This is a genomic window from Bacillus mexicanus, assembly GCF_050445615.1.
Taxonomy (GTDB): Bacteria; Bacillota; Bacilli; order Bacillales; family Bacillaceae; genus Bacillus; species Bacillus mexicanus.
The window spans coordinates 451,895-464,663 of record NZ_JBCEYV010000002.1; the positions used below are offsets into that span (position 1 = coordinate 451,895).

General features: G+C 43.1%; 11 protein-coding genes. 2 read left to right on the forward strand and 9 right to left on the reverse strand.

Features of this window, described 5'->3' with window-relative positions:
- Nucleotides 1-4 precede the first annotated feature (4 nt).
- Nucleotides 5-1,162: a two-component sensor histidine kinase DegS gene (gene degS, locus AAGG74_RS11945; RefSeq protein ID WP_162103969.1), complete on the reverse strand. Its 1,158-nt coding sequence runs from the start codon at nucleotides 1,160-1,162 to the stop codon at nucleotides 5-7.
- 214 nt (nucleotides 1,163-1,376) lie between these two features.
- Between degS and AAGG74_RS11950 the strand changes: the two genes are divergently transcribed.
- Together AAGG74_RS11950 and AAGG74_RS11955 are read left to right on the forward strand one after the other, a co-directional pair.
- Nucleotides 1,377-2,030 carry a YigZ family protein gene (locus tag AAGG74_RS11950; protein ID WP_162103968.1) on the forward strand — a complete coding sequence of 218 codons (654 nt, stop codon included), beginning with the start codon at nucleotides 1,377-1,379 and terminating at the stop codon, nucleotides 2,028-2,030.
- Nucleotides 2,030-3,130, forward strand: coding sequence for an LCP family protein (locus AAGG74_RS11955; RefSeq protein ID WP_162103967.1), 1,101 nt, complete (start codon nucleotides 2,030-2,032; stop codon nucleotides 3,128-3,130). Before AAGG74_RS11950 ends, AAGG74_RS11955 begins: the two co-directional genes overlap by 1 nt.
- A 71-nt stretch (nucleotides 3,131-3,201) precedes the next feature.
- Here AAGG74_RS11955 and AAGG74_RS11960 read toward each other — a convergent pair whose 3' ends face one another.
- The 8 genes from AAGG74_RS11960 to tuaB all read right to left on the reverse strand — a co-directional run bounded on the left by AAGG74_RS11960 (nucleotide 3,202) and on the right by tuaB (nucleotide 12,740).
- Nucleotides 3,202-4,278 (reverse strand): MraY family glycosyltransferase, encoded by a 1,077-nt coding sequence (locus tag AAGG74_RS11960; protein ID WP_162103966.1) that lies wholly within the window; start codon nucleotides 4,276-4,278, stop codon nucleotides 3,202-3,204.
- A gap of 145 nt (nucleotides 4,279-4,423) precedes the next feature.
- On the reverse strand, nucleotides 4,424-5,617 hold the full coding sequence (tuaH, locus tag AAGG74_RS11965; RefSeq protein WP_429675907.1) for a teichuronic acid biosynthesis protein TuaH: 1,194 nt from the start codon (nucleotides 5,615-5,617) through the stop codon (nucleotides 4,424-4,426).
- Between the two features lie 28 nt (nucleotides 5,618-5,645).
- On the reverse strand, nucleotides 5,646-6,404 hold the full coding sequence (gene tuaG / locus AAGG74_RS11970; protein WP_429675595.1) for a teichuronic acid biosynthesis protein TuaG: 759 nt from the start codon (nucleotides 6,402-6,404) through the stop codon (nucleotides 5,646-5,648).
- Nucleotides 6,405-6,427: 23 nt separating this feature from the next.
- A complete protein-coding gene (gene tuaF / locus AAGG74_RS11975; protein WP_429675596.1) occupies nucleotides 6,428-7,111 on the reverse strand; it encodes a teichuronic acid biosynthesis protein TuaF in 684 nt (227 codons plus the stop codon).
- A gap of 28 nt (nucleotides 7,112-7,139) precedes the next feature.
- Nucleotides 7,140-8,606: a teichuronic acid biosynthesis protein TuaE gene (gene tuaE, locus AAGG74_RS11980; protein WP_429675598.1), complete on the reverse strand. Its 1,467-nt coding sequence runs from the start codon at nucleotides 8,604-8,606 to the stop codon at nucleotides 7,140-7,142.
- Between the two features lie 84 nt (nucleotides 8,607-8,690).
- Nucleotides 8,691-10,076, reverse strand: coding sequence for a UDP-glucose 6-dehydrogenase TuaD (gene tuaD, locus AAGG74_RS11985; RefSeq protein WP_429675600.1), 1,386 nt, complete (start codon nucleotides 10,074-10,076; stop codon nucleotides 8,691-8,693).
- 46 nt (nucleotides 10,077-10,122) lie between these two features.
- Nucleotides 10,123-11,292: a teichuronic acid biosynthesis protein TuaC gene (gene tuaC / locus AAGG74_RS11990; protein WP_429675602.1), complete on the reverse strand. Its 1,170-nt coding sequence runs from the start codon at nucleotides 11,290-11,292 to the stop codon at nucleotides 10,123-10,125.
- Nucleotides 11,289-12,740 carry a teichuronic acid biosynthesis protein TuaB gene (gene tuaB, locus AAGG74_RS11995; RefSeq protein ID WP_429675908.1) on the reverse strand — a complete coding sequence of 484 codons (1,452 nt, stop codon included), beginning with the start codon at nucleotides 12,738-12,740 and terminating at the stop codon, nucleotides 11,289-11,291. The genes tuaC and tuaB overlap by 4 nt, the downstream gene beginning before the upstream one ends.
- Nucleotides 12,741-12,769: the final 29 nt, after the last annotated feature.

A 12,769-nucleotide genomic window follows, 5' to 3' on the forward strand; every position in this document is an offset into this window, starting at 1 on the left:
ATAGTCAAAGAGATAACGGAACCTTGATCATAATAAATGTCCCAAGACCTATTTTCGAATCTATCGTCATCGTTCCTTCCAATAAATCTACTCTTTCTTTCATGCCCAGCAAACCGAATGATTTGTTTTTCTTCTCTTTCGCTTCCTTCAAGTCGAACCCTTTGCCGTTATCTTTTATCATTAAAATCACAAAATCCTTTGTGATCTCAACTTTGACTGTAATTTCTTCAGATTCAGAATGCTTTAGCGCATTAGACACAGCCTCCTGTGCGAGCCTGAAGAGTGCAACTTCAAACTGGGGCGCAAGCCGCTTATCCTCTGTTTCACCAATGCACTGAAAATGTATTTTGACCTTCCCATTATATTCTTCCGTTGTATTTAAATATTTCCTTAAAGTTGGAATCAAGCCTAGGTCATCAAGGGCCATCGGTCTTAAATCATATATAATCCTTCTCACTTCGTAAAGGGCATTGCGAACATTTTGGCGGAGATTTTTAATTTCTTGGAACCCGTCCTCAGTACCCCTGTCACGGAAAATCCGCTCGATTAATTCCGATCTCATCATAACATTCGCCAGCATTTGAGCAGGTCCGTCATGAATTTCTCTTGAGACTCTTTTTCTTTCTTCTTCCTGTGCCTCAATAATTCTTAAGCCGAAGTCCTGTTTTGCCTGAGCATCAGCAAGAAGCAGTCCGACCTCACGCAAATCCTGATTCAAATAGTTCAGCACAACTGTTATTTGGCTTACTAATGATTCAGATCGCTCAATGATTTCTTGAAGCCCCAACAGTCTTCGCTCTAAATCATCCCGGCGTTCGCGCAGCTGCTTTTCACGCTGCTGAATCATCGTCAATTCCACCTGCAGTTTATGGGCTTTTTCGTAAGCAGTCCGGATTTCTTCTTCACTGAACCTATGGAAATTGCGGCTGACCTCGGATAACCGGTTTCTCGCATGGCGGGTTTGCACTTCAAGTTTATCGCCAAGCTCGATCACTTCATACACCTGCTGTTTAATTTGTTTCAGCTCTTCAACCAGCTGTTCATACTGCTGGCGTGACTGCTCCCCGATTTGAAAAACCTCGTCCTTGCTCCCGTCAACGGTTTTCAGCATCTTCATCAAAATAGAATCCAGAACTTTGGAATCCATCTTTGTTTTATTCATAATTTCCCTCCGTCACGGCGTTGTCATATATTTTTATTATAAATGTAATTGATCTGCAAATTACGTCGAATTATAATGAAAGAATGCGTATATTCTAGAAAAAGTAATTTTATTTACCTTCTAGTCTTTATGATAACAAAATACGCACAAAAATTCTAAAGACTGTACGAATTTGTATAAACAGTCTTTTATGCTTAGCAGGGGGTCAGCAAGCATGCTGCATAGCTATTTTACTGTGAAAGAAGCTGGAGAACACGAAATTGTGATAGAAAAATCTCGTTTTATCTGTCATGTAAGCCGTGTTTCTACCGAGCAAGAGGCACAGGAATTTATACAGAAAATAAAGAAACAGCACTGGAATGCGACTCATAATTGTTCGGCTTACGTAATTGGCGAGAACGATCATGTCCAAAAAGCCAATGATGACGGAGAACCAAGCGGTACAGCGGGAGTGCCGATGCTCGAGGTATTAAAAAAACGCGGACTTAAGGATACTTGCGCCGTTGTGACACGGTACTTTGGGGGCATTAAACTTGGGGCCGGCGGATTAATTCGAGCTTATGGGAAGTCAGTGTCTGAAGGATTGAATCATATAGGTGTTGTAGAACGGAAGCTTATGCGGGTCATGCATACTTCCGCAGATTATACTTGGCTCGGCAAGATTGAAAATGAATTAAGAGAATCACCATTTCTGTTAAAGGAAATCCATTACGCGGAAAATGTTGAATTTGAGGCATATGTGGAAGAAAAAGAAACAAAAACATTTTTTGAGTGGATGACAGAACTGACAAATGGAAAGAGTGATATTAAAGAAGGGGAGTTGACGTACCTTGAAAAAGCCGTCAATCACATAAAGGAGACTGAATAATGGCTGAACGTGTTAGAGTGCGTGTGCGCAAAAAGAAAAAAAGCAGACGCAAGAAAATTTTAAAAAGAATCATGTTATTGTTTGTCCTCGCATTGCTGGTAGTCGTAGGACTTGGAGGATATAAACTTTATAAAACCATTAACGCTGCGGATGATTCATACGATGCCCTTTCCCGCGGAGATAAATCAAATCTTCGCAGCCAAGTTGTAGATATGAAGAAAAAACCGTTTTCTATTTTATTTATGGGCATAGAGGATTACGCGACCAAAGGGCAAAAAGGGAGATCAGACTCTCTTATTGTCGTTACCCTTGATCCTAAAAATAAAACCATGAAAATGCTGAGCATTCCGCGTGATACACGGGTGCAATTGGCCAGTAATACAACCGGAAGCAAAACAAAGATTAACGCCGCTTTCAGTAAAGGCGGAAAAGATGAGACAGTTGAAACTGTTGAAAACTTCTTGCAAATCCCGATCGATAAATATGTCACAGTTGATTTTGACGGATTTAAAGACGTGATTAATGAAGTTGGCGGCATTGATATAAATGTGCCTTTCGATTTCGATGAAAAAAGTGATGTGGACGAGAGCAAACGGATCTACTTTAAAAAAGGCGAAATGCATTTAAATGGCGAAGAAGCCTTGGCGTACGCACGTATGAGGAAACAGGATAAACGCGGAGACTTTGGCCGTAATGACAGACAGAAACAAATCTTAAATGCACTGATTGACAAAATGTCCAATGTAGGCAACATCGCTAAGATTGATAAAATTGCAGAAAAAGCCAGCGACAATGTCGAAACCAATATCCGCATTACGGAAGGTTTAGCACTGCAGCAGATTTACAGCGGTTTTGCCAGCAAAAAAATTGATACGCTGAGTATTACAGGTTCGGATTTGTATTTAGGACCGAACAAGACGTATTATTTTGAACCAGACGCCACAAATCTGGAGATTGTCAGAAAAACGCTCCAAGAGCATTTGCATTATACTCCAGATACAAACAGCACCAGCACAGATGAAAGCACAACAACTAACGGTACGACATATTCGAATGACGGCAGCACAAGCTCAAACAACACAACTGATTCATCCTATTAAAACAAGCCCGGTCCTCAGAGGACCGGGCTTGTTTGCGCAGAAAAAAACTCCGGCACATCAGCCGGAGTTTTTTAATTCCTTTTCACGAGCCGTTTATAAAATTTCGTAAACGGCTTAAATCTTTCATTCACGAGTCCTGTCACTTCGGCTATGATCTGCATGAAAATGATTAAAATGAAGATAATAAACAAAGAGAGCCAAATTGTGGCACTTTTCAGTACAATTGCACTTATGCTGAAAATAAAACCAATCAGATAAATCACAATGACTGACATTCTATGGGAAAGGCCAAAGGCCATCAGTCTATGGTGGATATGTGACTTATCGGGTGCCGAAATCGGCTGTTTGTTTAAAATTCTTCTAATGATTGCAAATGTTGTATCAAAAATCGGTACGCCTAATATAATAATTGGGATAACAATACTGAATAATGTTACGCTTTTATACAGGCCTAATAAGGAAAGAATTGAAATACAATACCCTAAAAAAAGTGATCCTGTATCACCCATAAAAATTTTCGCCGGGTGAAAGTTGTAAAATAAAAATCCAAGTGTACTCGCGATAACAACTAATGAAAGTGACAGAATCAGCACTTTTCCGCCAGATAGCGCCATGACAGCGATCGTTGACAGGCCGATAATTGAAAGACCGGCGGCAAGGCCATCCAATCCGTCAATGAGATTAATCGCGTTTGTGATGCCGACAATCCATAATACCGTCAGCGGATAAGCCATCCATCCTAATTCAAATCGTTCTGCTAAAAAAGGCACTGAGAAAAAATCCATTTTTAAGCCAGTGCTTACAATCATGATGGCTACACCTAATTGAACCAAAAACTTAACTTTTGCACTTAATTGAAATTTATCGTCAAGAATACCTAACACAATAATAATGAATGCTCCGACTGTAATGGCTGTCATTCTTGTTTCTGTGTATATGCCGGATGCAAGCACACCTGCTACCACACCGACAAATATGGCCAGTCCGCCCATTCGGGGCATGATTTTATCATGTACTTTTCGATTGCTGGGCTGGTCAACTGCACCTATTTTAATCGCAATCCTTTTAACGATTGGGGTCATGATTAAAACCGTCAGCAGCGAGACAATAAACGCAACAACAATGCGAATCATGCGTTCGTCAAGCATAAAGAAGTCTCCTTTGGAATTAAATGAAGTCTTTATTTTATATAGAGAACCGTTCCTTCCATTATACCTTTTCCTTAGTTATTATAACAAGCTTCATCAAAAAGAAACATGTATAATCAAAAAACGCGCATCCCAAATTATAGGGCTACGCCTGTTTTTGAATCCCTGTATATTTCATCATTTTTGTAAATAAGCACTTCCAATCCTGTGCGCGGGCGATGTTTCGGCGCATTTCTTTATAGGCGTCATCCCCGTTATGGCCGATTACTTTTTCGCACGCGGCGATAAAATCAAGCGGATGACCGCCTTCAACATATTCGTATACATACGGTTTTTGCATTTTTGAGGTTGATGGAAGATTAGAGCCGACGATAGGCTTACCCGCCGCCAAAAATTCAAATAGTTTCAGCGGAAATACGGCTTGATTATACGGTGATTGTTTATATGGCATGATGCCGATGTCGATAAGCTCCATATAATGCGGAACTTCTTTTGGCTCCGCCGGTCCGGTCCATATGACATTGGGAAGCCTGAGCAGTTCTTGGAACGAAACGTCGCCGTTTGTAGCATCCGGTCCGACCCATAAAAATGTCCAATCGGGTTTTTGCAGTGCGGCTTCTTCAATCATTTTAAAATCCAGCTTCGGTTTAATCCCGCCGATAAAGCCTAATACCGTTCCTTTTCTTCCGTGTAATATGCTGCGATCAGGAATCGCTTTATTCGCAGAAAACAACTCATATTCCACGCCGTTTTCGACGGTATGAACCTTGTTTCGTCCCGCAGTCAGCTTTTTGTCTACTTCTTTATGAAGATAATCTGATGAACAGGTAATAGAATCTGCACGATGTATAATTCTCAGCTCTGCCGATTTAATGACCTTTTGCCTGAACTCAGACAGCAGATTTGAACGGCCGCTGATCGGCGCCGCCCATAAATCACTGCAATCATAAATGACCTGATCCCAAGGATACAGTGAGGACAGCAGCGGGAATCCAGGGAACGTATACCATAAACAGCAGCGTTCACCGTTTGCAGCAGCAGACTCCAGCTCATCAAGCAATGGTGAGAGCTTATGCCTGTAAAAGACATCTTTGTATCGGCCAAAACGAAATATTTTTTTTTGCAGCAGATCTTTGACAGCAAATTGCCTGATACCCGAATGAACCTGTTGCAAATCATTTCCCTCAGGATATGGGGCTGGACATACCCAAATGACTTCCTTTGTTTCCTCTTGAGCAGCTAAAAACTCTGCCAGCCGGTGCCTTCTGTATCTCAATTGGTCTTTCCCCCATTGAGCAGTGGCAACAATGACATGAATGATTGCTTCTTTTCCTTCCACCTTCATCACCTTTTCTCTCTGCTTACGGCTATAATCTTTTTTTGACCGCATTTTTTGCATATTGAACAAAACACCATGTTGCTTTCATAAAATGCAGCCGTTCGATCTCCCTGTAAACAAACCATGTTTTTTTCGCAGCCTTCCACTTATTGCTGGAAATTGAGTTGCCTACAAGCCGATATTCAGCCAGACACTCCTTCATTCCATAAGCGGTAAATCCTTTTTTTAAAAGAGACAGCCATGTGGCCAAGTCCTGTCGCGTTCTGATATTCGGCATTTGGATCTGTCCCGTCTGTTCCCTGTCAATCATCACCGTCAAACAGCCGATAATTGTATTTTTCAAGGCATCCTCGTACGTTAGGCTTTCTGGAGCGTGAATAAATTTATCGAGCGGGGTCCCGTCCTGTGTCATTAAGCTGTAGCCTGTGAAAGAAAACGCACAAGAACACTTCATCATAAAATCAAGCTGCTTTTCCAATTTATCCTTTTTCCATTTATCATCACTGTCCAGAAACGCTACATAACGCCCTTGAGCACGCTCCAATGCTTTATTTCTCGCAACCGCGGCTCCGCTGTTCTCTCCCAAACAAACCACATGAATTCTTTCATCTAACTTTTCATACTGCTGTAAAATATCGTGTGTGCCGTCTGTCGAGCAATCATCCACGATAATCATTTCCCATTGAGAATAGCTCTGTTCTAATACTGACTGTATCGTGTCTTCAATATAGTCACGCGCATTATAAGAAGGCGTAATGACAGATACGAGAGGTTTCCACTTGGTCATGATCACATCTCCATCGCATGATTTTAAAAGGATTCCCTGAAAAATTCAGGAATGACAACGAACATAAAGGCAATCGTGAGGCCGATCATAACGCCGAGAACCGCTTTCTTTTTCGGAGACATTCCTCCGCCTGCTGACGCTTCACTTGCGGTTTCAGAATCAGTGATACTGGCTGCTTTCAGATTGAGCTGTGTGTTTTTCAGCTCATACAAGAATCTCTCTTTATCCACTTTGGAATCCTCGCTTACTGTCGCGCCTTCGAGTGCGTCTATGCTGCGGCGGATGACGGATTCTCTTTCTGCATACAGCTTTTGATCGTTTTTGAGAAAGGCAGAAGAAATGCTATTTAAGACGAATTCCGTTCTCTCCTTGCCTTTGTCGCTATAGCTCAATGTCAGTAAAAATTTAGATTCCGTTTTGATGGTTAGCTTTTCTTTGATTTCTGCCAAGCCTTCATCCTTTTCGTCAGGAAGCGCCTCCTTCAAAAAAGAATCACTCTTGAGCAGAAGCGGAATCTCCTCTGTGCTGTTATAAACCGGATGATCATAGCTCCCCAAAGCCAACGTGTCCTCGGCTGTGTAGCTCTTTGGATCAGCGATCTGCGACGGCAGGAAATATCCTACTGCACCTAATATAAGGGGCACTGAAATGATCCAAATAATATTTTTTTTAATGCGCCGGGCTATTCTTATCAATATATCGTTCATATCAGTCTCCCTGCTTTTTGTCGTCTGTTTATCTGTACATCGGTTCAGCCATCTGTCTGGATCGTCTTATCACATTCACAGCGACGATGGCGAGCGCCAGAAACACCCAATGGAAAAATAAATTTGAAACTGAACTTGGGCTGATACTGGATACGAGGAAACTGACCAGAGCGGTAATAAGCCCTTCTGTGATCAGTTTTGACCGATTTTCTAATTTTCTTTCATAAAATGTGTAAAGCACCCATATGAGGTAGGCATAAACAGCAAGATATCCCAGCATGATGAACAAGCCAAAGTTAGCGAGAATTTCAACAAGCCAATTGTGTACCTCTGCCACATTGTCAGTATCATATAAAGCGTGGTGCTCAAGATAATAGGATACATTTCCTGCGCCGACTCCGAATCCATATGAGTCAAGGAAAAAGTGCCATGCGTTTTTCAGCAGATTGGCCCGGGCTACATTTGATGGAAGCCTGTCATGAAATGAATGCAGCGTCTGCGGCGCCAAAAACAGCTCCCAAAACTTTGAATAAATTCGGGTGGCGAAAAGAACGGCAAAAATGGTGATTCCCGCCGCTGACAGCCATATCGCCAGTTTCTTTAAGACAGGCGGCAATACAATGAAGATGTAGACAGCAATACCTGCAAAAACCCCTAGAAGGCTTGCTCTTGAACCGGTGGCAAAAATTAAATACAACGCACTGAGCGAGAGTAAAAGACCGATCGCTTTGAGGTATCCATTTTTTATGTTTTTCACCATTGTGAGGTAAAAAAAGAAGCTGATCGATAAAAAGGTTGCAAAATCATTTTGGTTAAAAAAGACTGAGGTCGGATAATGCTGCTTATATTCCGGCCCGCTGTACAACGTAGAGCTCGAGAGATGATGATGCGTGATATGATTGTAGAAACCAATGATCATCAGGAGTACTGTCATCACCAGCCAAATGGCATAAACAATCAGCAGCCGCTCCATTTTTTGCACGTGCATGACAATGAGGTAAATGAATACGATCCCCATTGCCAATAAGGCCAAATATTTGATCCCGGCTGTGACCGACTTAACCCACAGCAGTGAAACAAGACCGTATATAAACCAAAAGGCGAAAAAGAGCAAAATCCCTTTCACTTGCAGACCGTTCCATCTTTCAATATGTGTCCGGCTCCGTACCATGCCGATTACATGGAGGCACCCCCCAGCAATAAGCAAAAGCCTGTAAAGGAACAAACTAAAAAATCCGAAATGAATAGCGAAAAATGCATGATTTAAAAAAGTACAGGCGATCAAAATATAGATGACAGCCATATAAAGCCGTTCTTTTGTTGTAAATGCGACGGCAAGCGTCAGCGCAAACAAACCGATCACCAACACCGCAAGCACAGCAGCCATCTGCATGAAACCTATATTTTCACGGATAGCTTCCAGCAATAGGACGACTCCAAATATGGCAGCGGCCGATAACGCAAGCGTGTGGACCGCCGAACGTTTGATACTCACATGTTTAACCCCTTTCCTGATGTTTCAGGAGCCGGCGGCCGAGCCAAACAGCCGGCAGCTACAACCAAATAACACGTTTTCTTTTTATAAATTGACGTTTCCGAAGTCTTTAGCCAGTTCCTCGAATTGCAAGCCCTGAAAAGGGTTTTCAGCAGGTTCCGTCCCCCGAACAGCTGGACGTCCGATAGAGTGGTATATGTATCCAGCGGCCTGCATCTCCTCAAGTGAAAATAAATTTCTGCCGTCGATGATGATTGGCTGTTTTAAGAGGGTTTTCACTTTTACAAGTTCCATTTCTTTTACTTCCGGCCAATCCGTTAAGATCAGACATGCATCCGTGCCACAAATCGCATCATACACATTTGTGTAATACTCTGCCTGTTCGCCAAGAATCGCTGAGGCTTCAGGAATAGCGATCGGATCGTACGCTTTTACATGCGCGCCCAGCTGCTCTAGCATCGGGATAATATCAAGAGCAGGAGCTGATCTCACATCATTTGTATTCGGCTTGAAGGCCAATCCAAGAACGGAAATGATTCTCCCTTTGAGGCTTCCCATCACAGTTAAAAGTTTATCTACAATGTGAACGCGCTGTTTTTCATTCGTTTCAATGACAGCTTCAATGAGCTTAAATGGATAGCCGGCTGATTTTGCGATTTGCAGCAGCGCGGTTGTATCCTTCGGAAAACAAGAGCCGCCAAACCCAATACCAGCCTTCAGAAACTTTCTGCCGATCCGGCTGTCCAGCCCGACGCCGTCAGCAACTTTTGAAACGTCTGCGCCGACACGCTCACAAATGTTGGCGATATCGTTAATAAAAGAAATTTTTGTCGCCAGAAATGCATTCGCGGCGTATTTAATCATTTCTGCACTTTCTACGTTTGTTTTAATCACAGGAGCTTGAAAAGGCTGATGCAGCTCTTCAATGATGGCAGCAGCCCTATGGCTTGTTGAGCCAACCACAGCGCGCTCCATATTCATCGTGTCATGAATCGCTGAGCCTTCACGCAGGAATTCAGGGTTGGATACAACATCAAATGCGTATCTTCCTTTTGAAGCTTTTTGAACGATAGATTGAACCAGCTTTCCTGTTCCGACCGGGACTGTGCTTTTATTTACGATCACTTTATAGCCGTTAAGATACTCACCGATCGTTTTCCCTGCCGCTTTGACATACGTTAAATCAGCTTCACCTGTTTTGGACATTGGGGTTCCGACTGCAATATAAATAATGTCTGACGCCCGAATGGCGGACGGAATATCGTTAGTAAAGGATAGACGCTGATCGAGCACATTTTTTTCAACTAAATCGGCAAGCCCTGGCTCATAAATCGGAATCACTCCATTTTTCAGGCTTCTGATTTTTGATTCATCGATATCACAGCAAACCACTTTATTGCCGATCTCTGCAAAGCAAGTGCCTGACACGAGTCCTACATAACCTGTTCCAATGACAGCTATTTTTTTCACAGCGTTCATCCCTCTCCCTATTTATATTGGTCGCAGTTTCTTGCGATTAAACAGACATTTTCACAACCCTCTGATAATGATGATGCAAAGCCTTGGCATTTTTTCCGGCGTCAAAGCGGGCCTGCACGATTCCATACAGATTATCTGCAATTTCCGGCTTCCATATTTGCCCATGCTCATATAGGATAATTGCTTCTGCCAAAGCTTCAGCAGACTTCGGTTTAATCAGCAGATGCCGGTGTTTTCCGAATAACGATGCCACGCCGCCCACATCTGTACAAATGACAGGAACCTTTAAGGCTAGGGCTTCAATCACAACAGTCGGCATTCCCTCACTGTAAGAAGGAAGCACGAATATGTCTGCCGCGAGTAGGTAGTCCCTTACCTGATGATTTGGCACTTGGCCTGTGACGATATGCCCTTTCTGAATCAGCATTGATTTTGCAGGGCCATCACCGACAAAAACCGCCTTAGGAGGTTCCTTTAACGACTCGATAGCTTCAGACAGTTCAAAAACGCCTTTCTCTTTGACAAGCCTGCCCACATAGACGGCCAGACGCTGATCGAGCGGGAGTCCGAGTTTTTTTCTCATTTCTTCTTTTGTCTGCTCATTCTCTTGAAAACGGCTGAGCTGTATGCCGATCGGCAAAACCGAGCTATCAAAGCCGGAAAGCTTTTTGGTTTCTTCTTGGAGCTTGCAGCTGACTGCTAAAACAGCTGATGCGGAACCTACCGCTCGATTGAAGGCCTTAAACGCTCCTTTGCTGTAATGCGGATACACATTCACATCACTGCCATGCAAAGTCAGGACATAAGGAATTCGCACTGACTCCGACACAACTGCGGCGGCCCCACCCGATGGCATAGCAAAATGCGCATGGATCAGATCCGGATGTAAGCCGCGCTGTTTCATCATTTTTAAAACGGCTGATGCAATTCTTCGGTGTGGCTGAGCCCATTTCAGCTGGCCGGGAACTGCCTGATAGAAAGGCCGGTAAATCGGTGTTCCCTTCCTCATTTCGTACTCCGGTCTGGCATCCTTTTTTCGATATGCCTTTTTCAGCATGCGCACAGGAGCTGAATGAAAAGGCCTTGGGCATATCACAGTGATATCAAGCCCGAGTTTTTGCAGCTCTTGCACCTGTGTCTCATGAAACACACCCTCACCTGGTTTTAGACTGCTCGGATATACGCTTGTGATCCACAAAATCTTCATGACAAACGTCCTTTTCTTAGTAGTTTGCTTTTCGTTTGAGGGTACGCTTTTACCAAAAGAAAGAGATAACATAGCGCCCCCGCCGCCACTGAAATGGCCAGCCGCATTTCTGCCTGTAGACTAAAGTGTTCCGTACCTAGACTTACAGCAAACGCGATGACGGCCATCACGGTTGTGATCAGAAACGGCTTCATAATCGACTGGAAATAAGCAGAAAGATGGAGCTTGATGACATGTGCAAGAAGCCAGCGCCCAATCAGAAAATTGAAAACACTGATGACGGCATACACCCATGCGACTGTCAGCAGGCTTCCCGTTTGAACGGCTGCAAACAGTGACAATCCGTATAGCAGCAACACACCGGAATCCCAATAAAACGCTAAATCCGCTCTTCCTTTAGCCAGAAGCACAGATCCATTTGGATTCATGAGCACTCTCAGTATCCCGACAATGGCCAAAACATTTAGGACCGGAACAGCAGCAAGCCATTTTTCTCCGAAAACCGCTGTGATAAAGGCGTCTGACACAGATACGAGCCCTATTAACAGCGGAAATGAGACGAGTGCCAGCATTTTTGTCATATTCAGAAAGCCTTCTCTGATCACACTGTTTTCATATTTGTTTTTTGCGAAAACCGGGAACGCTACTCGTGTCACAATTGGGTTGATCTTCAAAACAGGAATGGTGACAATCTGATAAGCAAGGTTATAAATCCCCAATGCTTCAGCACCGATAAACCGGCCGATCAAAATCATATCGATATTCGCTCCCAGCCTGTTCACAAGACGGGATGAAAGCTGAAAGGCACCGAAGGAAAAGAATTCCTTCATTCCCCTCAAATCAAAAACAAAAGCGGGATGCCATTTTTTCCGGTATACGGCCCAATATAAAATCCCTTTACTGGACTGCAGCAGCACTTGAGAAATGACATACGCCAAAATCGCATCCATCATAAAAACCGCTACCGCCAAATATCCGAATGACAATACATTTGATAAAATCTCAATTTTGCTTAACGTATTAAAATGCAGCTGCTTTTGCAGCATATACTGATACTGCTGTCCGATTGGCGCGATCAAAAACATAATCGCTAAAACCCGAATCAGAAGTGCCAGCTCTTCCCTTTGATAAAATCCCGCAATAATAGGACTGCTCACATCTAAAAGAACAAACAGCAAAACGCCGGTCATCATGTTAAGCCAATACAATGTTGATAGCTGCCGATCCGTCGCATCATCTCTCTGAATAAACGCTGCGCCAAACCCCATATCAAGCACAATTTGAGCGAAAACGATAACCGTTGTGATCATACCGACAAGTCCAAATTCTGTTAAGGTCATCATATTTCCCAGCAGAGCAAATTGAACGATTTGTATGATTGTAATACACATGGTGGAAATACTTGTCCATTTTGCGCCGCTTATGATTTGTTTTGTAATACTTGGCATCATATTCCCTACTTCTTTTTAAGCTCAGA